Origin of the sequence: Actinokineospora enzanensis DSM 44649 (genome assembly GCF_000374445.1) — a bacterium.
Taxonomy (GTDB): domain Bacteria; phylum Actinomycetota; class Actinomycetes; order Mycobacteriales; family Pseudonocardiaceae; genus Actinokineospora; species Actinokineospora enzanensis.
On sequence record NZ_KB894425.1, the window covers coordinates 1 to 24,384 of the forward strand.

The following is a 24,384-nucleotide window of genomic DNA, read 5'->3' on the forward strand; positions in this document are numbered from 1 at the left end:
GGCGGGGAGGGACGCGGCAGTGGGGATGGGGGCGTGTTTCCGGGCTGGTGGGCTGTGTGGCCGGGGGGCGCTGTCTGCCTCCCTGGCCTCCCTGTCGGGGGTGTTTGTGCTGTTGAGGGTGGGGAGGCAGGGGCAGGGAGGCGGGTAGGGAGTTCTCCCTGTCTGCCTGGTGGCTCCCTGCTGGTCTCCCTGTCACGTCCCTGGGGGGTGCGGGGCGTTCGGCGGGCCGGTTGCGGTGGCGTGGGGAGGGAGCGGGCGGGGGAGCAAACCCCGGTTTTCGGGGGTTCGGCCAGCGGCGGGGGAGATGGTGTTGATCTTCCCCGGGTGGTGTTGTGCCTGGTGAGGGCGGGGAAGGTGGGTGGGGAAGCAGGAGGGGATTTTCCCCCCGGTTCGGGTGCTTCCCCACCTGCTTCCCCGTGTTCTTCCCCGCTGTGTGCGGGGTGGTGTCAGGCGGCTGGCTGGCGGCTGAGCCGTTGGGTGAAGGTGGTGAGGGCGTCGTGAGGGACGCGGCGGAGGCGTCCGATGCGGACGGTGTGGATGTCGCCGGTCTTGATGAGCGCGTACATGCGGGTGCGGCTGATGGACAGTTGCGCGGCGGCCGCTTCGACGGTGTGCAGGACGCGGGCGGCGGGGGTAGTGGTGTCCACTGTGGAGATTCCTTCCGGTCGGTGCGGGCGGGGGTGTCGAGCGGTCCGGCGGGTGGTGCGGCCCGGGGAACGCGGCGGGGTGCCGCTAGGTGCTAGGGCGCTGGTGGTGGCGGGTGCGGGCCGCTAGTGGGGGTGCTAGGTCTAGCGGGGCGGGCCGCTAGGTCTAGCGGCTCCTGCGCGCTCTCCCCGGCCCGGCACGCGGGGGGCGGGGTAGGGGTGGAGAGTGACAGGTCAGGGGCGGTGTCACGAGTCGTGACAGGTGCGTGACACCGGTCGTGACAGGGGACGTGACACTCGCGTGAGGGGTGCCGTGACAGTCGCGTGACAAGATCATCCGGGGTTCTCCTGGTTCTCTACGCGCAGCCGCGCGCGGGAAGCGGTCGGGCGGGGTGCCCAGGGCTTGTTCGGGGCGGTTTTCGCGGGCCGGCGGGAGGGGGTCCCGTGGGTCCCGTTGGCGGTGTTCGTGCTGGTCGGGGCGCGGGAGTCCGGTACGGGACCGGGGCGGGACTAGTCCCGTACCGGGGGCGGGGGTCCCGTGCGGGGTCCCGCGTGTCCGGCGGTGGGATGTTGCTGGCTTTGGTCGACGTCGGGTGGTGTGCCGACGAACTCGACGAACTGACGAACTGTGGCGGTGACCTGGGGTTTTGTGGTTGGCAGAGTTCGTCATGACGAACTGTGGTTCCGCCTTGCCGGGCCACCCCTACTAGCCCCCGCGCGTCTCGTCTGCCCCGGGGGGCTAGTAGGGCGTCTTGCTGTGGTGCGGGTTTCAAACCCGCAGGGCACAGCAAACCCGCACCCAAACCCGCAGGTTGTTCCCGCAGGTCAGGGGTGGTCTTGTCGTTTGGTTGCGGGTTTGCGGGTTTCTTGCTCGCGTTCAGAGGTCCGGTGGTTGTCGCGACGCGCGACGGCTTGGCCCGGCCGCCGCGAGTGGCCTGCCTGGTCGTCGTCGTGATCTCCTGGCATGGGGCCGGGGGCGTCAAACCCGCAAACCCGCGAGAGTCCAAGTTCAGGGCTGCGACCTGCGGGGATGTGGTGCGGGTTCGGGTACGGGCAAACCCGCACAAACCCGGGGGTAAACCCGCAGGGCCTGGACACAGTTCGTCATGACGAACTGTGCTGTAAGCGTTTGTGCTGGTGGTGGCCATAGTTCGTCAGTTCGTCGGGTTCGTCATGGTGGCGTGGAGGTAGATCTCGGTGGGCGATCCGCCCCCGTGTGGTCGGGGACGTGACAGGCGCACGATCTGCCCGGAGGTGACCAGGGTGGCGAGTAGGGCGGCAGGGTCGTGCCTGTCGCGTTTGGCGTTGCCCTTGAAGAACTTCACCGTGACCTCGCTCTTGGTGCGGCCCTGCGGCCCGGCGTCGCGGATCCAGACCGCCAACCTGGCCAACACGTCGTCGGGGCGGAGGATGGCGCGGGCGGAGGCGATGCTGTAGCGCACGAGTGCGGCGGCGGCGTGCAGGTGGTGGGTGGTGATGTGGGGTGTGCGGTCGAGTGCGGCGTAGGTGGCGGCGATGCGTAGGCAGTTGGGCACGGCCCGGGAGGTGAACTGGGCCAGGAGGGGGTCGCGGTCGGTTTCCGGGCCGTCGAACTCGTGGTAGAAGTCGCGCCAGGTTTCGAAGGCGCCGGGGCCTAGTTCGATGCGGTCCAGGCGCGCGCCTGCGGTGAGTCGGTCGGCCAGGGCGGCCCCGAACTGCAACAGCAGGGTGTGGTCCACGGCCGTGGGCAGGGGCAGGGATTTGGATCGGGCCACGGCCAGGGGCAGGAAGCGGTTGTAGGTGCCGCCTGCCATGTCGGTGGCCGACACTTTGGCGGAGAACTCCTGCGGGGTGATGTGGGCGACGATGCCGATGTGGGTGTCGCGCGCGGTGCGGGCGTCGACGTTCAGGGTGGACAGGTCCCCGCCTTCCCAGGCCGCGCGCAGCGTCGCCGAGAGCGTGTTGCCCTCGCGCTTCATCCTGGCCATGGTCAGTCCCCACTCGGATTCGTAGACCAGTAGCCGCACATCGCCTGCCGGGAGCAACCCACCGGTCTTGCCCCTGCCCTTGGTTTTGGTCTTGCCGGTGGGGTGGTCGTCGGGGTCGTCGGTGGCGAACACGGCCGCCAACCCCTCGCCGGAGGACAGCCCCGATTTGACGTTCTCGGCCACGAAGTCGGGGATGGCGTGGGAGAGCACGGTTTTCGCGACGTTGAACCCGGTTCCTTTCCGGCCGCTGTAGGTGTGGCCGATGACCAGCGGCCAGGTGAGCAGGGGGTGGCGTTCGAAGCCGCCGACGACCACGTGCGGTCCGGATCCCATCGCCGTGCCCGAGGCGGCCAGCAGGGTGGCCAGGACGTTGACGGGGTCGGCCTCGGTGAATGGGTCCAGGTGCTGGGCGACCTGGCCGAGGAAGGTGTCGAACACCGCCGGATCGACCGGCGGGAGCCACTGCCGCACCTGCGCCAACTTCACCGCCGCCGGGTCGGTGACGGAAACACAGAGCTCTGGGGTTGCGTCATCGGTGACGCATGCGCCCTGGTCGCTTCCGTCACGCGTGGCTGACGGATGCCACCGGTGGGTTCCGTCAGGCCCGGCGGCGGTGACAGGGGCGCTGTCACCACTGTCACCCGTGTCACCGGCGGGCGGGACGGGGTAGAGTCTGCGACCCGGCCCGGCCGGGGTGGTGGGGTCGGGTGGGTTCGGTCGGGGCGTGCTCACGTCGGTTCCTCCGGCGGCGGGGGTCAGGCGGTGGCCGCGAGCACGCGGCGGGCAGTCAGGCGGGCATCGTTCAGCAGCTGCGGGAGTGCGAGGGTCCCGGCCTGTTCGGCCGCCAGCACCAGGGCGGTGACCTCCGGGACGCGGAACAGCGGGTCCGCGATGACCCCGGCGACGACGCGGGCGAGCCCGCCGGGCCCCAACCGGTGCCACTGGGCCTGGGTGTAGGGCAGCAGGTAGAGCACGACCGCCACCGTGTCCACGGTCGGTGACCCGCCGTCCAGGGCGGTCCGAGGGCTGTTCGTACGCATGGCGAGGTCCTTTCGCGGGCGCCCGCAAACCCGGGTTCGCGGGCGGGGTGAACTGGGGGAACAGGGGTGTCACGCCCCACCTGTTCCAGCCGGGCGGGAGACGGCTGGAACAGACGGGGGGCGAGAGCCGGGTACACCCCTCCGGTTGCAGCCGGGTCCGGAAGGCTGGAACCGGAGGGGGGCTACTAGCCCCCAGGCGGGGCTAGTGGGGGTCAGTCGTCGAGGTCGACCGGGTGGGGTGCGGCGGTGGCCAGGCGGGTGGCCAGGGTGTGGTGTCGGCGCATGTCGTGGTCGTGGGTGAGTCGGTAGACCTCGGTCAGGTGCCCGTCGCGGATGGCGTGCGCGACCGGGTCCGGGACCGCGTCGGTGAGGGCCCGGACAAGGTCGACGCCCGCGTCCAGGACACCGGCCCAGGCATCGGCCGCGATCCGGGCGGGGTGGGCGTCGCCCAGCAGCCGGGATCCGGCGATACCGAGCGCGGTGGCCACCTCGGGCCCGGTGAGCACCAGCGGCGGGCATCCGGGCCCGGCCAGACGGACCAGGGGGACGTGACCCCACCGCGTTCGGGCGGCCCCGATCGTGCGGAAATGGTGGTGGCTGGAGACCCCGGCCCGGCGTGCGTCCGTGACGGTGGCCGTGGCGGTCATCGGGAACCCGCCAGGTGCAACCGGGCCGCACGCGCGGGCCGGGGGGCGGGGTCGCCGTAGAAGTCGCTCACCAGGGCGCGCAGGCGGTCCAGCACGTCGGGCGGGGGCGCGCCGTGCTCGCCGTTGGCGATCGCGCACCGCGCCTCCGCGAGACCGACCCCCGACAAGCTGATCAGGCCCTCGCACACGATCCGGTGCACGTAGCGGGGGTCGGCCGCGAACTCGTCCAGCTGCCGGTCCCAGTCATCGCCCCGGATGGTCTCCCACAACAACGCCACCAGATCCGCCAGCGACAACGGCAGCGCCATGGCCACCACCACGGTCGGGGAATCGCCCGCGCCTTCCCGGGGCGCGGCGATGAACTCCAGCGGCCCGGACACCGTGCCCCACCCGGTACGGATCTCTCCCCGGGCCATCGCACCCTCAACGTGCGGGTAACGGATCATCGGGCCACCCCCGTGGTGGTCGCGAGCTGGCGGGACAGGGCCACCCGGCGGGCCGGGGGCAGCGCGGGACCGAACGCCTCCAACACCAGACGGCGAGCCTCCCGAACCCACACGAACTCGGCAGAGGACTCACGGACCCAGGCCATCTTGAGCGCGCAGCTGTTGACCTCGATCAGACCCTCGTTGATCACGCGGTCGGTCACCAACTCCCGCGTGACCGCCGGGCCGGTGAAGTCCGCCACCGTCCACCCGTTGCACAACGCGTCCCACACAGCCGCGACCAGCTCCTCCTCAGCCAGCCTCACCGCCGCCGAGAACGCCACCGACCGGGCCAGGTTCCCGCCCAGCGGCGCCTCAGACCGCGCCCCCACCGACCCGAACCGCGCATTGATCACCGGCCCACTCACCGCGCCACCCCCGACGCGGCCACGTCCCCCTCGTCAACAGCGGAAACCGACTCACCCGCCACCACAAACGCCTGGTAGGCGTCCTCACTGCATTTCTCCACGAACGCCTTCACCGCATCGGCGGGGATGCGTACCGACCTTCCGATCTTCAACGCGTCCAACTCGCCGGAGTCCACAGCGCGGTAGATGGTCGACGAATGGACGTCGAGCATCTTGGCGACTGCCTTGACCCGGTAGTACTGGGGCGTACCCTGGTCCTGCATCTGTGCTCCCAAGCTCCGATGTGCGCCCCGGAAGGTGTTCCAGCACCGACCGGGGCTTTCTTGTGTCTGCGCCCCAGGCGGAGCCTGCGGCGTGTGCGACATCAAGGACTCTAGCTGTGTACTAGAACACTGTCAACCATGCGCTCTAGTACACGTAGAACCGGGTTTGAGATCGTGCGATGCGGGGTTAGCCTGTAGGTGCCCTAGTACGCCGTAAGTGCTCTACCAAGGAGATAAGTCATGCCATCGATCGAGCGGCCGGAGCCGCCGTACATGCAGATCGCAGCCGAGATCCGCGCGCGGATCGCTAGCGGCGATCTGAAGGCTGGCGACCCCGTGCCGTCCGCTCGACAGATAACCCGGGACTGGGACGTGGCAATGGCAACCGCAGCCAAGGCGCTGGCACTGCTTGGCTCCGAGGGGATCGTCCGGTCTGTGCCAGGGGTGGGCACCATCGTCGCGGGTGACTCCCTGCACCTCTCGGCCCAAGACCGCGTTCTGGCTGTTGAGCGCACGGGGAAGATCTACCCACCTGGGCACTACGCGAAGATCCGGGCCGCCGCGCTGCTGGCTGCTCCCGCCGAGGTGGCTGGGGCGTTGGGTGTGGACGAAGGGGACCAGGTAATCCAGCGGCGGCGGACCACGTACAACGCGGAGGGCGTTCCCCTCTCTACCTCCGTGTCGTGGTATTCCGGTGAGCTGGCGGAGCTGGCACCGCTTCTGCTAGAGACTTCTCGCATTCCCCAGGGCACCGCCCGCTACATCGAGGAACAAACCGGGCGGGGTGTCAGCGCGACACACGTGCAGCACGCTAGCGGAGGCGCTAGCTCCGAGGACGCCCAAGAGTTGGGAGTGGAGAGTGGCGCCCCGGTCCTGCTCAGCCGTAACCGGTTCCTCGACGCCGACGGTGTGGTCATCGAGTACGGCGAGTCCACTGCCCTCGCTGGCCACTGGGTGTTCTACGAGTACACGAACGCTGGCCGCGCCTGATGTCGGGCGTCTCAGTCTCCGTCTCAGTACCGGGTCGTTCGGGCTGATGCCTCCGTCGCTGGGCTCTCGTTCGACCTGGTAAACGACGCCAGGAGACCTGGTTAGACGGACGTCCGACGAACTGAAAAGCGGTAGGTCGGCGGTTCGACCCCGCCCCTGGCCACGGTGTGAGCGCCCGTCCTGATTTGTCAGGGCGGGCGTTTTGCTGTGTCCGGGGGGCTGGGGGGGCTTGGGGGTGGGCGGGCCGCCGGGGGGTGGACTGGGGTGTGTGGGTTGGGGTGTGGGGGCATGAGGGGGTGAGGGTGGGGTGGGGGGAATGTGAGTGGGGGTTGGGTTTTGGGTGCGTGGGTGTTTATGTGTGCATGTGTGCATGGGTGGGTGAGGCCGGGTGGGGGAAGTGCGCAGAGTCTTGAGCGTCTAGGTAGTGGGCTGGGTGGGGGTACGCCCGGTGGGAGGGGTGGCGGAAGTTGATGTGTGAGGGGGGACACAGATAGGTGTCGGGCATATCCACGGCGGTATGGCGGGCGTTGTAGAGGGGGCTGGGGCAGGCCGCGTGGAGTGATCCTTAACTGTGGATGACCGGTAACGGGAATCCGCAGGTGGGGTGACGGAAATAGGGGTTTGGTGGAAAAGGCCGGGCCTGGGTGGATCAACGCCGATAGGGCCGTACGGAGGCATTGGCGAGTGTCACCGTGTGGGAGCCTGGGGGGCTGTGATCTCCGCCGCTAAGCCTCAAGTGGGTGGTTGTGGCCCAGGGCGTTATACGCTCTGTCACCTGCACGGCCGGTGGTGATCGTCCGTCGCTTGTGTACGGGGCAAGGCCTCCGACCTGCGACGTTCCCATCGGTCAAGTTACGTATGTGCATCTTTGATTGCTACTCACCGTGTAGTCAGTTGCCTACACACCGGCTTGAACGCCGAGTGAGTTACATAGGAACTAACCCTCCGTGTAACGAGCCCGGGTAACCAAGCGAATGAGGTAGCGCAGCCAGGTCCGACCGCCGCAGCTCGGGAGTTGGCTCAAGCACCAGTTTTGTCCAAACGCGTGGGCACTCGGGGATGGCCCGCGCCCGTGCATGCCCAATCCACCCGACACGGGGGATAACACGATGCGTGACCAAGTTGGCTTCCCACGCCGACGAGCAACCGCCATGTGGCCGGCCACCACCGCGCCGCGACACGGAGCGAACCCGCGGCAGGGTTTGCCCGCGGGCGAGCCTTCCTTCCCGCCGGTGGCGGGGTGGGAGCCGCGCTACCGCACCGGCGTGCTGCTCGCCGACCTCCTCTCCGTGCTGTTCGGGGTCCTGGTCGTCGGCGGGTTCGTGGCCAACCGGGTCGACCCGTCCAGCCCACTGGTCACCCCGACCGGCATGGTCACCTTCGGGGTGCTGGTCGGCTCGCTGATGGTGAACCGGGTGTGGAACCTGGCCGTGCTCGGCCAGGGCGCGGAGGAGTTCCGCAGACTCGGCCGGGCCTTCGTCGCGGCCTCGGTGGTCCTGGCGCTCGGCGGGCTGCTGTTCGACATCTCCCGGATCCGGCCCTGGGTGTTCGTGGTGGTCCCGGCGACCGCGCTGCTGGTCTTCCCGATGCGCTACGTGCTGCGCCAGTTCCTGCACCGCGCCCGCCGCGAGGGCCGCTGCCTGCTGCCGGTGATGGCCGCGGGCAACGTCGAGACCGTGCGCGACCTGATTACCCGCACCCGCGGCGCCGCCCACCTCGGCTGGCGCGTGGACGCGGTCTGCACCACCGACGGCCTCGGCGAGGACGTCAGCGAGATCGACGGCATCCCGGTGGTCGGTCAGCTGCGCGACCTGGCCACGCACGCCCGCCGCGGCGGCTACCGCATCGTGGCCGTCACCCCGGACGCCTACTGGACGCCCAAGCGGCTGCAGCAGCTGGCCTGGAAGCTGGAGGGCTCCGGCGCCGAGATGGTCGTCGCCCCGGTGCTGATGGAGGTGGCCGGGCCCCGGCTGCACGTGGACGCCGTGCTGGGCATGCCGCTGCTGCGCGTCTCCGCCCCCTCGTTCACCGGCGTGCGCCGCGTGGTCAAGGACGTGTTCGACAAGGTCGGCGCCGCGCTGCTGCTGACCCTGCTGTCCCCGGTGATGATCGCGGTGTCGATCGCCATCGCGGTGGACAGCCGCGGGCCGGTGTTCTACAAGCAGCGTCGGGTCGGCAAGGACGGCCGCGAGTTCACCATCGTCAAGTTCCGCACCATGGTGGTCAACGCGCACAAGATGGTGAACACGCTCACGGACAAGAACGAGGGCCACGGCCTGTTGTTCAAGATGCGCAAGGACCCGCGGGTGACCCGCGTCGGCAGCATCCTGCGCCGCTACTCCATCGACGAGCTGCCCCAGCTGTTCAACGTGATCGCGGGCCCCATGTCGCTGGTCGGCCCCCGGCCGCCGCTGCCCGAGGAGAGCGCCCGCTACGCGCCGGACGTGCGCCGCAGGCTGCTGGTCAAGCCCGGCCTGACCGGTCTCTGGCAGGTCAGCGGCCGCAGCGACCTGCCGTGGGAAGAGGCGGTCCGGCTCGACCTGCGCTACGTCGAGGACTGGTCGCTGGCGCTGGACGCGGTCATCCTGTGGAAGACCTTCCGGGCGGTTTTCACTGGTCAGGGCGCGTACTGACGGATATCGCGCGACGCTGGGGGAGCTAGTCGAACGCCCGCACGGCAGCAGGGGCCGCGGCGGGTGGGAATTCACGGGCAATACGTAAGGGGATTCAGCGTGGGAACGATCGGGCTAGCCGTCATCGGCGCGGGGTACTGGGGGCCGAATCTGGTGCGCAACGCGCAGGCCACCCCCGGTCTGCGGCTGCGCTACCTGTGCGACCTGGACGCCGACCGGGCGCGCCGGGTGCTTGGCGAGTACTCCACCGTCGCCGTGTCGGACTCGCTGGACGAGGTGCTGGCCGACCCGTCGGTGGACGCGGTCGCCATCGCCACCCCCGCGGCCACCCACCTGCCGGTCGCCATGGCCGCGCTGGAGGCGGGCAAGCACGTGCTGGTGGAGAAGCCGCTCGCGGCCACCTACGCGGAGGGCCGCCAGCTGGTGGCGGCCGCCGACCGGCGCGGCCTGACCCTGATGCTCGACCACACCTACTGCTACACCCCGGTCGTGGCGCACCTGCGCGAGCTGGTCCGTAGCGGCGGCATCGGCTCGGTGCAGTACCTGGACTCGGTGCGGATCAACCTGGGCCTGGTGCAGCCGGACGTGGACGTGCTGTGGGACCTGGCCCCGCACGACCTGTCGATCTTCCTGTCGATCCTGCCGGAGGGCGTCCAGCCGATCGCGGTCGCCGCGCACGGCTCGGACCCGATCGGCGCGGGCCGCGCCTGCGTGGCGCACCTGACCATCGAGCTGACCGGCGGCGCCATGGCGCACGTGCACGTCAACTGGCTGTCCCCGACCAAGGTCCGCACGATGATCATCGGCGGCTCGGCGCGCACCGTGGTGTGGGACGACCTGAACCCGGCCCAGCGGCTGGCCATCTACGACCGCGGCGTGGACCGCAAGGAGGCCACCGAGGTCGGCGCGGGCGAGCGCGCGCAGACCCTGGTCTCCTACCGCACCGGCGACATGGTCGCCCCGGCACTGCCGGAGAAGGAGGCGCTGCGCTCGGTGATGACCGAGTTCCACGCCGCCATCACCGAGAGCCGCCCGCCGCTGACCGACGGCCGCTCCGGCCTGCAGGTGCTGTCCATCCTGGAGGCGGCGTCCGCGAGCCTGGCCAAGGGCGGCACCTTCCTGCCCATCCTGGGCGCCGACCTTTCCGACAACAGCAACGCGAGCACCAGTGATGAAGGGGTCAACGCATGAGCGCGCAGCCGATCGAGGGCCAGCGCTTCCTGGTCACCGGCGGTGCCGGGACCATCGGGTCGTCCGTGGTTGACCAGCTGGTCGCCGCCGGGGCCGCCGAGGTGACCGTCCTGGACAACCTGGTGCGCGGCCGCCGGGAGAACCTGGCCGACGCGGTCGCCGCGGCCGGTGACAAGGTCCGCCTGGTCGAGGGCGACATCAACGACCGCGGCCTGGTGCACGAGCTGACCAAGGGCCAGGACGTGGTGTTCCACCTGGCCGCCATCCGCATCACGCAGTGCGCCGAGGAGCCCCGGCTGGCGCTGGAGAGCCTGGTCGACGGCACCTTCACCGTCATCGAGGCGGCCGCGGAGCACGGCGTCAAGAAGGTCGTCGCGTCCTCGTCTGCCTCGGTCTACGGGCTGGCCGAGACGTTCCCGACCACCGAGCGGCACCACCCGTACAACAACGACACCTTCTACGGCGCCGCCAAGGCGTTCAACGAAGGCATGCTGCGCAGCTTCAAGGCCATGTACGACCTGGACTATGTCGCGCTGCGTTACTTCAACGTATACGGTCCGCGTATGGACGTGCACGGCCTCTACACCGAGGTCCTCATCCGCTGGATGGAGCGCATCGTCGAGGGCAAGCCGCCGCTGATCTTCGGTGACGGCGCGCAGACGATGGACTTCGTGCACGTGCACGACATCGCGCGGGCCAACATCCTGGCCGCGCAGGCGGATGTCACCGACACCGTCTACAACATCGCCAGCGCGACCGAGACCAGCCTGCTCGGCCTGGCCAAGGCGCTGCTCGGTGCGATGGACTCGGACCTCGGCGTCGAGCACGGCCCGGAGCGCAAGGTCAACGGCGTGACCCGGCGACTGGCGGACATCTCCGCTGTCGAGCGCGACCTGGGCTGGCGCCCGGAGATCGGCCTCGACGACGGCCTGCGCGGCCTGGTGGACTGGTGGCGCGGCGAGAAGGCCCGCAGCACGACGGGCTCGGGGGAAGGTACCGCCTGACATGGCAATCCCGGTTATGAAGCCGCTGCTCGGCGAGGAGGAGGCGCTCGCCGTCGCGGAGGCCGTGCGCTCCGGCTGGGTGGCGCAGGGCCCGCGGGTGGCGAAGTTCGAAGAGGCGTTCGCGGCCCGGGTCGGCGCGGCGCACGGCGTGGCCGTGTCCAGCTGCACCACCGCGCTGCACCTGTGCCTGCACCTGCTCGGCGTGCGGGCGGGCGACGAGGTCGTGGTGCCGTCGCTGTCGTTCATCGCAACCGCCAACGCGGTCCGCTACTGCGGCGCGACCCCGGTGTTCGCCGATGTCGACCCGCTGACCGGCAACCTCACCGCGGCGACCGTCGCGGCCGCGCTGACCCCCGCCACCAAGGCGGTCATGGTCGTGCACCAGGGCGGCGTGCCCGCGGACATCCCGGCGATCCGGGCCATCGCGGGCGACGTGCCGGTGGTCGAGGACGCGGCCTGCGCGGCCGGGTCCACATTGAACGGTGCCCCGGTCGGCACCGGCGCGCTGCTGGCCGCCTGGTCGTTCCACCCGCGCAAGCTGCTTACCACCGGTGAGGGCGGCATGGTCACCACCGACGACCCCGAGTGGGCCAAGCGCCTGCGCAGGCTGCGTGAGCACGGCATGAGCATGTCGGCCGCGGACCGGCACGCGGCGGGCGGCGCGGTCGTCGAGTCCTATGTGGAGACCGCGTTCAACTACCGGATGACCGACATCCAGGCGGCCATGGGCCTGGTGCAGCTGACCCGGCTGGACGGCATCATCGAGCAGCGGCGCGCGCTGGCCGCCCGCTACCACGAGCTGCTCACCCCGCTGGGCCTGCGCGCGGTCATCGACCCGGCGCACGGCACGACGAACTACCAGTCGTTCTGGGTGGCGTTGCCCGAAGGCGCGCCCGCGCTGACCGAGGTGCTCGGCAAGCTGGCCGAGGCGGGCGTGTCCGCGCGGCGCGGCATCATGGCAGCGCACCTGGAGCCCGCGTACGAGGGTCACCCGCACCCGGCGCTGCCCGGCACCGAGGAGCTGGCGACCCGCTCGCTGATCCTGCCGCTGCACCACGAGCTCACCGACGCCGACCAGAAGCACGTGGTCGGCGCGCTCGCCGACGCGCTGGGGCTGGTGGCCAAATGACCTCCCGGCCGATCGCGGTCGTCGTCGTCACCTACAACAGCGCCGAGGTGATCGCGGACTGCCTGCGGTCGCTGCCCGCCGCGCTGGCCGGGGCGGGCGAGTCGCGGGTCATCGTGGTGGACAACGCCTCCGCGGACGGCACCGCCGACGTGGTGGCGGCGACCGACCCCGAGGTCAAGATCGTGCACCGGCCCGGCAACGACGGGTTCGCCGCGGGCGTCAACACCGGCTTCGCGCACGCCGAGGGCTGCGACGTGCTGGTGCTCAACGCCGACATCCGGCTGGCGCCGGGCGCGGTCGCGGCGTTGCGGGCCGCGGTCCGGCCGGGGGTGGGGATCGTCGCGCCCAAGCTCACCGAGGTGGACGGGCACGTCCAGTTCTCGCTGCGGCGCACCCCCACGGTGCTGCGCACGCTGGGCGAGGCCGCGCTGGGCGGGGTGCGCGCTGGCCGGTTCGACCCGCTCGGCGAGACGGTGACCAAGCCCGCCGCCTACGAGCGCGCGGGCGTGGTGGACTGGGCGACCGGCGCGGCCTGGCTGGTCAGCCGGGAGTGCTACGACGCGGTCGGTCCGATCGAGGAGCGCTACCTGCTCTACTCCGAGGAGACCGAGTTCATGCTGCGGGCCGCCGCGGCCGGGTTCGCCACGTACTACGAGCCCGCCGCGCAGGCCGTACACCTGGGCGGCGAGTCGGAGACGTCGCCGCGGCTGTGGTCGCTGGTGGTGACCAACAAGGTGCGGCTGCACCGGGAGCGGCACGGCCGGGCGGTCGCCGCGGGCATGTGGGTGGCCTCGGTGCTCAACGCCCTACCCAGGGCCGCCCGGGGCAAGGCCACGCACAAGGCGGCCCTGCGCGCGCTGCTCAGCCAGCGCCGCTGGCCCGCGCCGCTCTCCGGTGGACAGTCCACTACCGACTCCGCGGCTGTGGGTGCGGTGAACCGCAAGCGAGCCAAGGACGTGCCGCCGTACGTGTGCTTCTCCGCGCAGGACTGGTGGTACCACAACCAGGCGCACTCGGACTTCCAGCTGATGCGCCGGGTCGCCCAGCACCGCAAGGTGTTGCTGGTGAACAGCATCGGCCTGCGCATGCCCACGCCGGGCAAGAGCACCCAGTTCCTGCGCCGCATCCTGCGCAAGGCGGGCAGTGTGGCCAAGCTGGTCCGCCGCCCGCTGCCGGACGTGCCCGGCTACCATGTGATGACCCCGCTGCCGCTGCCCTTCTACGGCAGCGCCCGGATGCGCGCGCTGAACGCCGCGCTGGTCCGGGCCCAGGTGCGCGCGGTGTGCGCGGTGCTGCGGATGCCCAACCCGGTCGTGGTCGCCACCATCCCCACCGCGTGGGACGTGGTCGAGCCGATGCGCCGCCGTAGCCTGGTGTTCAACCGGTCCGACCGGCACTCGGCGTTCCCCGAGGCCGACCAGGGCACCATCGCGGCACTGGAGGAGAAGCTGCTGCGCGGCTCCGACCACGTGCTGTACGTGAGCCGCCAGCTCCAGGAGGAGGAGTCCGCGGCCACCGGCGACCGGGCCTACTTCCTCGACCACGGCGTCGACCTGCAGCACTTCCGCCGCCGTCAGGAACTGCCCGCCGACCTGGCGAAGATCCCCGGTCCGCGGATCGGGTTCTTCGGCAGCCTGGACGACTACCTGGTCGACTTCGACCTGCTGGAGCGGCTGGCGCGCGAGTTCCCCGCGGCCTCGCTGGTGCTCATCGGCGACGCCACGCTGTCCATGGAGCGGTTCGCGAAGTACTCGAACGTGCACTGGCTGGACTTCCGCCCGTACGCCGAGATCCCGGCCTACGGCACCGGCTTCGACGTGGCGATCATGCCGTGGCTAGACAACGACTGGATCAAGCACGCGAACCCGATCAAGATGAAGGAGTACCTCGCGCTCGGTCTGGCCGTGGTGAGCACGGACTTCCCCGAGGTGCACCAGTACCCCGAGCTGATCCGGATCGCCAAGGGGCACGACGCGTTCGTGGCCGCCGTGCGGCAGACCATCGCCGACGGCGGGTTGTCCACTGTAGAGGGACGGCGGGCCGCGGTACTGCCCGCCTCGTGGGATTCTCGGGCCAGGCAGCTGATGGACCTCGCCGAAGGGCAGCGGTAGCCATGTGTGGAATCGCCGGAGTGCGTCGGCTGGACGGGGCGCCGGTCGACCCGGCCGTACTGGTCGAGATGGCCAGACGGCTGCACCACCGTGGCCCGGACGACGCGGGCACCTGGATCGAGGGCGCCACCGGCTTCGCGCACACCCGACTGTCCATCATCGACCTGGAAGCCTCCGTCCAGCCGATGCTGACCCCGGACCGGCGCAAGGTCATCGCGTTCAACGGCGAGATCCTGAACTACCGGCAGCTGCGCGCCGACCTGGACTACCCGTTCCGCACCAACGGCGACACGGAGACCCTGCTCGCGCTCTACCGCAAGCACGGCATCGACAGCGTCACCAGGCTGCGCGGCCAGTTCGCCTACGCGATGCACGACGCCGACACCGGTGAGCTGCACCTGGTGCGCGACCGGCTGGGCATCCTGCCGCTGTACTACTACATCGACAACGAGGTGTTCGCGTTCGCCTCGGAGATCAAGGCGCTGCTGCCCGCCATCGGGCGGCGCGAGGTGGACCGGGCGAGCCTGCACGACTACCTCGCGCACCGCTCGGTGCCTGCGCCGTACACGCTGGTCGAGGGCGTGCGGAAGGTGCCGCAGGGCCACCGGCTGACGCTGGGCCGGGACGGCCAGGTCCGGCTGCGCGCCTACTGGCAGATCCCGGCCGACGCCGAGCACCGGGTGGTGGCCCCCGAGCAGGCCGTGCGCCTGGTCGCCGACGGGCTCGACGCCTCCATCGCGGACGCGCTGGTCGCCGACGTGCCGGTGGGCGCCTACCTGTCCGGCGGCATCGACTCCAGCCTGATCTCCGCGCTGGCCGCCAAGGCCAAGGGCGGCGAGGGCCTGCACACCTTCTCTGCCGGGTTCGGCGACCCGCGGGTGGACGAGCTGGACTGGGCGCGCAAGGTCGCAGGCATCGTGGGCTCCGAGCACCACGAGGTGATCGTCACCGCCGAGGACTTCAAAGACTCGTGGGCCAAGCTGAGCTGGCACCGGGACGCGCCGCTGTCCGAGCCTGCCGACGTGGCCGTGTTCCGGCTCGCCGAGCTGGCCAGGCAGCAGGTGAAGGTCGTGCTGTCCGGGGAGGGCAGCGACGAGCTGTTCGGCGGCTACCCCAAGTACAAGTTCGCGCAGGCCACTCGCTGGGCCGGGCTGGTGCCCGCGCCGCTGCGCGGGCGGATCCTGCCGCGGCTGGAGCGGGCGTTGCCCGCCTCGCAGTCCCGGCTCGGCGTGGCCGTGCGGGCGATGGGCGAGGGCAGCGCGGCGGAGCGGATGCGCGGCTGGTTCGCGCCGTTCACCGAGCAGGAGCGGGACGGGCTGCTCGGCGGCCCGGCGGTGCGCAGCGCCATCGCGCCCTACCAGCGCGGCCGCGGCGACGCGCTGAGCCGGATGCTCTACGCCGACTCGCACGCCTGGCTGGCCGACAACCTGCTGGAGCGCGGCGACCGGATGTCCATGGCCGCCTCGCTGGAGCTGCGCCCGCCGTTCCTGGACCACCGGCTGGTGGAGTTGGCGTTCTCGCTGCCCAGCTCGGTCAAGGTGCGCGGCGGCGTGACCAAGTGGGTGGTCAAGGAGGTCGCGCGGCGGCACCTGCCGGACGACGTGGTGGACCGGGCCAAGTCCGGCTTCAAGGTGCCGCTGGACGCGTGGTTCCGGAACGGGCTGCGGGACATGGCCAACGACCTGCTCACCGGTCCGTCCTCGTTCGTCGCGCAGACCTTGGAGCCGACCGCGGTGCGCAGGCTGCTGTCCGAGCACGAGTCGGGCACCCGCAACGAGCAGCCCCGGCTGTGGACGCTGCTGTCGCTGGAGGTCTGGTACCGCGAGTTCGACAAGGCCACCCCGGCCCCGCGGGTGGACGCGTGACGCGGCAGCTCCTGCTGGTCGGCGCGGGTGGCTTGGCGCGGGAGACGCTCGCGGTCGCGCGCGCCCTGCCGGAACGGTTCGAACCGCTGGGCATGCTGGACGACGACCCGGCCCGGCACGGCTCCGAAGTGGACGGTGTGCCGGTGCTCGGGCCGTCCGAGCTGGTGCACGAGCACACCGACGCGCTGGTGGTCGTCTGCGTCGCCTCCCCGGCCCGACCGGACGGCCGGGCCAAGGTCGTGCGCAGGCTCGGCCTGGACGCCGACCGCTACGCCACCCTGGTGCACCCGCTGGCCGCGCTCGCCCCCGGCGTCGAGGTCGGCGAGGGCACGGTGCTGATGGCGGGCGCCGTGGTCACCGCGCCGCAACGGGTCGGCGCGCACGTGGTGGCCATGCCGCACGTGCTGTTCACCCACGACGACGCCGTCGGCGACTTCGTCACCTGCGCCGGGCGGGCCACCCTCGCAGGCGGGGTCACCGTCGCCGAGGCCGCCTACCTTGGGGCGGGCTCGCTCGTTCGCCAGGGCGTGCACATCGGTGCCCGCGCCGTGGTCGGCATGGGCGCCGTGGTGCTCGCCGACGTGCCAGCCGAGCAGACCTGGGCGGGCGTCCCCGCCAGACCGTTGCGCAAGTCCGCGCCCTGAGCCGATCGACGTCGATCGCGCCCGCGCACACCCCACACAGTTCGAGCTCGCCCGAGGAGAAGGCATGACCGGCAACATCCCCCTGGTCGACCTGGCCGCCCAGCACGCCGCCGTGGCCGAGGAGGTGGCCGAGGGCTGGGCTGCCGTGCTGGCCAGGACCGCGTTCGTGGGCGGCCCGCAGGTCGCCGCGTTCGAGGCCGAGTACGCCGCGTTCGCGGGCGTCGAGCACTGCGTCGGCGTCGGCAACGGCACCGACGCGCTGGAGCTGGCGCTGCGCGCGCTGGACATCGGCCCCGGCGACGAGTGCGTGGTCCCGGCCAACACCTTCATCGCCACCGCCGAGGCGGTCGCCCGCACCGGCGCCACCCCGGTCCTGGTCGACTGCGACGCCGACACCATGCTGATCGACCCCGAGGCCGCCGCGGCCGCGGTCACCACCCGCACCCGCGCGGTGCTGCCGGTCGACCTCTACGGCCAGGTCGCGCCGATCGAGAAGCTGCGCGCGCTGCTGCCTGCCAACGTCGCCATCCTGGAGGACGCCGCCCAGTCGCAGGGCGCCACCCGGCACGGGCAGACCGCGGGCTCCTTCGGCGACATCGCCGCCACCAGCTTCTACCCCGGCAAGAACCTGGGCGCCTACGGCGACGCGGGCGCGGTCACCACCTCCCGGGCCGACCTGGCCGAGCGGGTCCGGCTGCTCGGCGCGCACGGCTCGCCGCGCAAGTACGAGCACCCGGTGCTGGGCTTCAACTCGCGGCTGGACACGCTGCAGGCGGTCGTGCTGTCGGCGAAGCTGCGCAGGCTCGCGGACTGGAACGCCGCCCGCCGCGCCGCCGCCGACCGCTACACCGCGTTGCTGGCCGGGCTGGACGCCGTGGTCACCCCGGTGGTGGCCGAGGGCAACGTGCCGGTGTGGCACCTGTACGTGGTCCGGGTCGCCGACCGGGACACCGTGCTGGGCAAGCTGCACGCCGAGGGCATCGGCGCGGGCATCCACTACCCGACCCCGCTGCACCTCACCGGGGCGTTCGCCGACCTCGGTCAGGGCGTCGGCGCGTTCCCGAACAGTGAATTGGTCACCGGCGAGATCCTGTCGCTGCCGCTGTTCCCGGAGATCACCGAGGCGCAGCAGCAGCGGGTCGTGTCGGTGCTGTCGGACGCGGTGCGCGCGTGACCACCGTCGCGGGTGTGTTCGTCCACGAGAAGGGCCTCTGCGAGAGCGACGAGGTCGGCGAGGGCACTCGGGTGTGGGCGTTCGCGCACGTGCTGCCGGGCGCCCGGGTCGGCCGCGACTGCAACATCTGCGACGGCGCGTTCGTGGAGACCGGCGCGGTCCTGGGCGACCGGGTCACGGTGAAGAACGGCACCCTGGTGTTCGCCGGGGTCACCTGTGAGGACGAGGTCTTCCTGGGCCCGAATGTGCTGTTCACCAACGACTTCCGGCCGCGTGCGGCGATCCGCAAGGGCCCGGGGGAGCTGGTCGACACGGTCGTGCGGCAGGGCGCCTCGCTTGGCGCGGGCACGGTCGTGGTGTGCGGGGTGGAGATCGGCCGCTACGCGTTCGCGGCGGCTGGCTCGGTGGTGACCAGGAGCGTCCCCGCGCACGCCTTCGTCGCGGGCAACCCGGCCCGGCCGAAGGGCTGGGTCTGCGAATGCGGCGAGCGGCTGCACGACGGGCTGCACTGCGCGGCCTGCGGCTTGGACTTCGCGTTGGTCTCGGATGGTGAAGGGTTGACCCGAGCCTAGTTTTTCATGTTTTCCCTGACGGCCGCCGATGCGAATCGGCGGCCGTTTGGGTTATTCACCGACTCTGATCATCCGGTAGTGCCCTTTCCCCCGACCGGCCGCTGTTGCTTGGTGACCGCGCTCACCCGGGCAGCGCTCCCAATGACCATGGGCACCTAATTACGCGGTATAGGTAGCGATAAGTGAACCCCGTTCAGAGGTAACCACGCACGTCAGGCGGTGGCTCGCCGACTACGGAGGGCAATGGGTTTACCCAATGCCTGGAGTCCGGCATGGACAGTCACCGATCCGTTACCCGTCCGACATCGGCCGACTGGGGTAACAGGGCCGACACGTGTAACGATGGGGAGGTAAATAGGAACCGCGGGCCCTGTCGCGCGTCCCCTATTCGGTGCCAACTCGATGTTTTATCCCTACATACGGTTACCTACCGTGGAGGCTCGGATGGACCGTGCGACGCAGGACGCACGCGGTCGGGGGTGGGTGGGGCGCTCGGTGCGCGCTGCCCTCGCAGGAATAGTGATAGTCGTCGGGCTCCCCGTACTCGTCGCCACGCCGGCCAGCGCCGGTCCCTGCGACGCACCGGTGAACCCCATCGTCTGCGAGAACTCGAAGGAGGGCACGCCGCGCGACGACTGGTTCGTCGAGAGTCCCTACGGGGATATCGAGGGCTACGGAACCGCGCCGAGTGTGCAGCCCGGCGAGAAGCTCGACTTCAAGGTCAAGACGCCCAGCACGAACTACGAGATCGACATCGTGCGTCTCGGCTACTACCTCGGCGGCACCGGTGGCCGTCTGCAGCAGACCGTCATGCCGTCGGTCCACCTGCCGCAGACCCAGCCGCAGTGCGCCTATGACAACAACACCGGTCTGGTCGACTGCGGCAACTGGGGCGTCTCGGCGAGCTGGAACGTGCCGACCACCGCGGTGCCCGGTTTCTACGTCGCGAACTTCATCCGCAACGACGGCACGCCGGGTGCCTCCCAGTTCCCGTTCGTGGTCCGCAACGACTCGTCGACCTCCGACATCGTCGTGCAGACCTCCGACCAGACCTGGCAGGCCTACAACAAGTACGGCGACCGCGAGAACGTCAACGAGTTCAACCTCTACGAGGGCGGGTTCAGCGGCTCCTCCGACGGCCGCGCGTACAAGGTCAGCTACAACCGGCCGTACCGCAACGGCGGCACCGCGAACTACCTCAACGCCGAGTACCCGATGATCCGGTTCCTGGAGCGCAACGGGTACGACGTGACCTATCTGTCCGGGGTCGACATCACCCGGAACCCGAACCTGCTCAAGAACCACAAGGTCTACATCTCCTCGGGCCACGACGAGTACGTCAACGCCACGCAGCGGGCGGGCATCGAGTCCGCCAAGGCGGCCGGGGTGAACCTGTTCTTCTCCACCGGCAACACCATGTTCTGGAAGACCCGGTTCGAGAACTCGATCGACGGCAGCAACACCCCGCTGCGCACCCTGGTCTGCTACAAGGAGACCAAGGCGCCGGGCGGCCAGAAGATCGACCCGAACCCGGCCTGGACCGGCACCTGGCGTGATCCGCGCTCGTCCCCGCCATCGGACGGCGGCAGGCCGGAGAACGCGCTGGTCGGCACCCTGTTCAACGTCAACGGCTACCGCGCCGACGCCATCCAGGTCCCGGCCTCCTACGGCCGCAACCGGTTCTGGCGCAACACCTCCATCGCCACCGCCACCACCACGACCACGCTGCCCGCGGGCACCCTGGGCTACGAGTGGGACGGCGACCCGGACAACGGCTTCCGCCCGGCGGGCTCGGTCCCGCTGTCGGACACCACGGTGAACGTCGCCGACGGCCAGCTGCTGCTCGACTACGGCTACCTCTACGGCGCGGGCCCGGCCAACCACAAGCTCGTGCTCTACCGCGACCCGGCCAGCAAGGCGCTGGTGTTCAGCGCGGCCACCGTGCAGTGGTCGTGGGGCCTGGACGCCGACCACACCTTCCCGGCGGGCGCCCCGACGTCCGCGCCGACCAGCCTGGCCATGCAGCAGGCGACGGTGAACCTGCTCGCCGACATGGGCGCCCAGCCCAAGACGCTGATGTCCGGCATGATCGCGGCGACCAAGTCGACCGACACCGTCGGCCCGACCGTCACCATCACCTCCCCGGCGGCGGGCAGCACCGTCCCGGCGGGCACCCCGCGCACCATCACCGGCACCGCGGTCGACGCGGGCGGCGGCAAGGTGGGCTCGGTCGAGGTGTCCGTCGACGGCGGCGCCACCTTCCACCGCGCCACCGGCCTGGACAGCTGGTCCTACGCCTGGACGCCGAGCACGCTCGGCTCGGTCACCATCCAGGTCCGCGCGTCCGACGACGGTGCCACCCTCGGCGCCACCGTCAGCCGCCCGGTGACCGTGGGCGCCCAGCAGTGCCCGTGCACCATCTTCGGCACCCAGACGCCGACCGTGGTGGACGGCAGCGACGCCGCCCCGATCGAGGTCGGCACCAAGTTCACCACCTCGGTGAACGCGACCGTCACCGGTGTCCGTTTCTACAAGGCGACCACCAACACCGGCTCGCACACCGGCTCGATCTGGAGCTCGGCGGGCCAGCAGCTGGCCACCGGCACCTTCAGCGGCGAGTCCGGCTCCGGCTGGCAGACGCTGAACTTCAGCACCCCGGTGCAGATCCGCGCGGGCCAGACCTACGTCGCCTCGTACTACGCGCCCAACGGCCACTACTCGGTGGACGCCGGTTACTTCAACGGCAAGGGAGCGGGCATCGTCCCGCTGACCGCGCCCGCGACCGGCAACACCCCGGGCGGCAACGGCGTGTTCCGCTACGGCACGGGCTTCCCCAACAGCTCGTACAACGGCGGCAACTACTGGGTGGACCCGGTCATCACCACCGACACGGCCGACAACACCCCGCCGACCGTGACGGCGACCTCGCCCACCTCCGGCGGCACCGGCGCCTACCTGGACGGCAGCATCACCGCGACGTTCAACGAGTCGGTCGACCCGGCGAGCGTGAACATCACCGTCCAGGCCAACGGCACCCCGGTCGCGGGCTCGGTCAGCGTGGACGACAAGAAGGTCACGTTCACGCCCGCCGACCTGCTGCCCGCGAACACCGTGCACAACGTGACGTTGAACGCCACGGACGGCTTCGGCAACTCGCTGACCAGCGCCAAGACGTGGAGCTTCACCACCGGCACCACACTGCAGCCGTGCCCGTGCAACCTGTTCGGTTCACGGACCCCGGCCACCGCGGACTCCGGTGACGCCAGCAGCGTCGAGCTGGGCGTGAAGTTCACCGTGGGCGCCAGCGCCAAGGCGACCGGCGTGCGGTTCTACAAGAACTTCAACAACACCGGCACGCACACCGGCTCCATCTGGTCCAGCAACGGCCAGCGGATCGCCACCGGCACCTTCGCCAACGAGACGGCCTCCGGCTGGCAGACGCTGACCTTCACCACCCCGGTGCAGCTGCAGGCGGGCCAGACCTACACCGCCTCGTACCTCGCGCCGAGCGGGCACTACTCGGTCGACAACGGGTACTTCGCCAGCACGGGTGCCGGTCGCGGTGTGCTCACCGCGCCCAGCTCGCCCGCGGCCAACGGCAACGGCGTGTACGTCTACGGCGGCGGCTTCCCGAACAGCACCTACAACTCGAACAACTACTGGGTCGACCCGGTCATCGACACCGCGGGCGCGGACAGCACCCCGCCGTCGGTGAGCTCCACCAGCCCGGCGGGCAACGCGACCAGCGTGCCGACCGGCTCCGGGATCACGGTGAACTTCTCCGAGGCCATCAACCCGGCCACGTTGCAGTTCACGCTCACCCAGCAGGGTGCTGGCACGGTCGCGGGCACGCCGCACGTCGCGGCGGACAACCGCAGCGTCACCTTCGCCTCGACCTCGGCGCTCGCGGGCACCAGCCAGTTCACCGCGAGCGTGCGGGCCGCGGACGCCTGGGGCAACCAGATGGCCGCCCCGTACACCTGGTCGTTCACCACCGCGGCCGCGGGCCAGTGCCCGTGCACGCTGTTCCGGCCGACCGACGCCCCGGAGACCACCACGGTCGACGCGGCGGTGGAGCTGGGCATGCGGATCACCCCGAGCCAGAACGGGTGGATCACCGGTGTCCGCTTCTACAAGGGCGCGGACGACAACGGCACGCACACCGGCACGCTGTGGAGCAACACCGGGGCCCAGCTGGCCACCGGGAACTTCACCAACGAGACCGGCAGCGGGTGGCAGACGCTGACCTTCTCGACGCCGGTCCAGGTGACCGCCGGTACCACCTACGTGGTCTCCTACTGGGGCTCCACGGGCCACTACGGCTACACCCAGCAGTACTTCGGCGACAACCGGACGAACGGGCCGCTCACCGCGCCCGCGACCACGGAGGCCGCACCCAACGGGGTGTACCGCTACGGCACGGGTGGTGCGTTCCCGACCGGTTCCGGTAACGGAACGAACTACTGGGTCGACGCAGTGTTCGCGACGAGTCTGACGTGACACGTCCGATCTAAGCGAGCAAGGGGGCAATCCAGTGGCCAGCGTGGATGTGGTGATCCCGTGCTACCGGTACGGGTCGGTACTGCCGATCGCCGTGCGCAGCGTGCTCGACCAGCCGGATGTGGATGTCCGGGTGCTGGTGATCGACGACTGCTCCGGTGACGGAAGCGCCGACGTGGCCCGCAGGCTGTCCGAACAGGACAGCCGGGTCACCGTGCGTGAGCACAAGCAGAACAAGGGACACATCGCCACCTACAACGAGGGCCTGCTGGAGTGGGCGAGCGCGGACTACTGCGCTCTCCTGTCCGCCGACGACGCCCTGACCCCGGGTGCGCTCCGGAGGGCCACGCGCCTGATGGACGCGCACCCGGAGGTCGGGTTCGTCTACGGCCGCCCGCTGCACTGGGACGGCAGCGACCCGCTGCCGCCCGCGCGGACCGAGGACAAGGGCTGGACTGTCTACAAGGGACAGTCCTGGCTGCGTCGCCGGTTCGCGCTCGGGGACGGCTGCATCACCTCCCCCGAGGTGGTGGTCCGCACCTCGGTGCAGCAGCGGCTCGGCGGGTACGACCCCGAGCTGCGGCACACCGGCGACATCGAGATGTGGATGCGGTTCGCCCTGCACCATGACGTCGGCTACCTGCGCGGCGTCGACCAGGCCTACTACCGCGTGCACGGCCAGAACATGTCCGCGGCCTACTACGCCTCCGTGGTGGCCGACCTGCGCCAGCGACTGGCCGCCTACACGGCCGTCACCACGCGGGCGGACAACCCGATGGCGGACAAGACCGAGCTGGACCGCCAGGTCCGACGGGTGCTCTCGCGCGACGCACTGCGCCGCGCGGGCCGCGCCTACGACAAGGGCCGCGCCGACGTCGACCCGGTGGACGAGCTGGTCGACTTCGCCCGCGAGTCCTACGGCGACATCGAGAACCTGCCCGAGTGGCACACGCTCCAGCTGCGCAAGCGGCTGGGCGCGCGCCGGTCGCGGGCCCTCTCGCCGCTGGTGCTCACCGCGCCCGCGCGCCGGGTACGCCACCACATGCGCGTGCTGAAGTGGCAGCGCGAGGGCATCTGATCTCGCCTTCCCGGAAGTCTTCTCGATAGTCGAAGCCGCCGGTCGGCGGCTTCGTCGTCGGTCGGTTCTGGATGCCCGG

General features: G+C 70.7%; 19 protein-coding genes. 12 read left to right on the plus strand and 7 right to left on the minus strand.

All coding sequences use genetic code 11. The annotated features are described in order from the left end of the window. Positions 1 to 446: 446 nt before the first annotated feature. The 7 genes from C503_RS0123795 to C503_RS0123825 form a co-directional block, all read right to left on the minus strand. Positions 447 to 647, minus strand: a complete 201-nt coding sequence (locus C503_RS0123795; protein WP_018683367.1) for a helix-turn-helix domain-containing protein — start codon at positions 645 to 647, stop codon at positions 447 to 449. 1,151 nt (positions 648 to 1,798) lie between these two features. Further along, positions 1,799 to 3,097, minus strand: a complete 1,299-nt coding sequence (locus tag C503_RS0123800; protein ID WP_018684740.1) for a DUF3987 domain-containing protein — start codon at positions 3,095 to 3,097, stop codon at positions 1,799 to 1,801. 269 nt (positions 3,098 to 3,366) lie between these two features. Next, a complete protein-coding gene (locus C503_RS0123805; protein WP_018684741.1) occupies positions 3,367 to 3,651 on the minus strand; it encodes a hypothetical protein in 285 nt (94 codons plus the stop codon). 212 nt (positions 3,652 to 3,863) lie between these two features. Then, positions 3,864 to 4,298, minus strand: coding sequence for a hypothetical protein (locus C503_RS0123810; RefSeq protein WP_018684742.1), 435 nt, complete (start codon positions 4,296 to 4,298; stop codon positions 3,864 to 3,866). Beyond that, positions 4,295 to 4,714 carry a hypothetical protein gene (locus C503_RS0123815; RefSeq protein WP_018684743.1) on the minus strand — a complete coding sequence of 140 codons (420 nt, stop codon included), beginning with the start codon at positions 4,712 to 4,714 and terminating at the stop codon, positions 4,295 to 4,297. Before C503_RS0123815 ends, C503_RS0123810 begins: the two co-directional genes overlap by 4 nt. Before the next feature lie 26 nt (positions 4,715 to 4,740). After that, positions 4,741 to 5,151 (minus strand): hypothetical protein, encoded by a 411-nt coding sequence (locus C503_RS0123820; protein WP_018684744.1) that lies wholly within the window; start codon positions 5,149 to 5,151, stop codon positions 4,741 to 4,743. Further along, positions 5,148 to 5,414: a helix-turn-helix domain-containing protein gene (locus tag C503_RS0123825; RefSeq protein WP_018684745.1), complete on the minus strand. Its 267-nt coding sequence runs from the start codon at positions 5,412 to 5,414 to the stop codon at positions 5,148 to 5,150. Before C503_RS0123825 ends, C503_RS0123820 begins: the two co-directional genes overlap by 4 nt. A 240-nt stretch (positions 5,415 to 5,654) precedes the next feature. Between C503_RS0123825 and C503_RS0123830 the strand changes: the two genes are divergently transcribed. The 12 genes from C503_RS0123830 to C503_RS0123885 all read left to right on the plus strand — a co-directional run bounded on the left by C503_RS0123830 (position 5,655) and on the right by C503_RS0123885 (position 24,305). Next, positions 5,655 to 6,404: a GntR family transcriptional regulator gene (locus C503_RS0123830; protein ID WP_018684746.1), complete on the plus strand. Its 750-nt coding sequence runs from the start codon at positions 5,655 to 5,657 to the stop codon at positions 6,402 to 6,404. 1,151 nt (positions 6,405 to 7,555) lie between these two features. Beyond that, complete coding sequence (locus tag C503_RS0123835) at positions 7,556 to 9,037, plus strand: sugar transferase (protein WP_018684747.1); 1,482 nt, start codon at positions 7,556 to 7,558, stop codon at positions 9,035 to 9,037. Positions 9,038 to 9,136: 99 nt separating this feature from the next. Next, a complete protein-coding gene (locus C503_RS0123840) occupies positions 9,137 to 10,228 on the plus strand; it encodes a Gfo/Idh/MocA family protein (RefSeq protein WP_018684748.1) in 1,092 nt (363 codons plus the stop codon). Further along, positions 10,225 to 11,232 carry an NAD-dependent epimerase/dehydratase family protein gene (locus tag C503_RS40545; protein WP_018684749.1) on the plus strand — a complete coding sequence of 336 codons (1,008 nt, stop codon included), beginning with the start codon at positions 10,225 to 10,227 and terminating at the stop codon, positions 11,230 to 11,232. Before C503_RS0123840 ends, C503_RS40545 begins: the two co-directional genes overlap by 4 nt. A gap of 1 nt (position 11,233) precedes the next feature. Further along, on the plus strand, positions 11,234 to 12,361 hold the full coding sequence (locus tag C503_RS40550) for a DegT/DnrJ/EryC1/StrS family aminotransferase (protein WP_211222449.1): 1,128 nt from the start codon (positions 11,234 to 11,236) through the stop codon (positions 12,359 to 12,361). Then, positions 12,358 to 14,472, plus strand: a complete 2,115-nt coding sequence (locus tag C503_RS0123855) for a glycosyltransferase (RefSeq protein ID WP_018684751.1) — start codon at positions 12,358 to 12,360, stop codon at positions 14,470 to 14,472. Before C503_RS40550 ends, C503_RS0123855 begins: the two co-directional genes overlap by 4 nt. 2 nt (positions 14,473 to 14,474) lie before the next feature. Then, positions 14,475 to 16,337 carry an asparagine synthase (glutamine-hydrolyzing) gene (gene asnB / locus C503_RS40555; RefSeq protein ID WP_033400979.1) on the plus strand — a complete coding sequence of 621 codons (1,863 nt, stop codon included), beginning with the start codon at positions 14,475 to 14,477 and terminating at the stop codon, positions 16,335 to 16,337. Further along, on the plus strand, positions 16,334 to 16,981 hold the full coding sequence (locus C503_RS0123865) for an acetyltransferase (RefSeq protein ID WP_018684753.1): 648 nt from the start codon (positions 16,334 to 16,336) through the stop codon (positions 16,979 to 16,981). Before asnB ends, C503_RS0123865 begins: the two co-directional genes overlap by 4 nt. Before the next feature lie 64 nt (positions 16,982 to 17,045). Continuing rightward, complete coding sequence (locus tag C503_RS0123870; RefSeq protein WP_018684754.1) at positions 17,046 to 18,155, plus strand: DegT/DnrJ/EryC1/StrS family aminotransferase; 1,110 nt, start codon at positions 17,046 to 17,048, stop codon at positions 18,153 to 18,155. After that, a complete protein-coding gene (locus C503_RS0123875; RefSeq protein ID WP_018684755.1) occupies positions 18,152 to 18,727 on the plus strand; it encodes an acyltransferase in 576 nt (191 codons plus the stop codon). Before C503_RS0123870 ends, C503_RS0123875 begins: the two co-directional genes overlap by 4 nt. Positions 18,728 to 19,312: 585 nt before the next feature. Next, positions 19,313 to 23,227 (plus strand): DUF4082 domain-containing protein, encoded by a 3,915-nt coding sequence (locus C503_RS40560; RefSeq protein WP_169514604.1) that lies wholly within the window; start codon positions 19,313 to 19,315, stop codon positions 23,225 to 23,227. 34 nt (positions 23,228 to 23,261) lie between these two features. Then, positions 23,262 to 24,305, plus strand: coding sequence for a glycosyltransferase family 2 protein (locus C503_RS0123885; protein WP_018684757.1), 1,044 nt, complete (start codon positions 23,262 to 23,264; stop codon positions 24,303 to 24,305). The last annotated feature ends 79 nt before the right edge of the window (positions 24,306 to 24,384 follow it).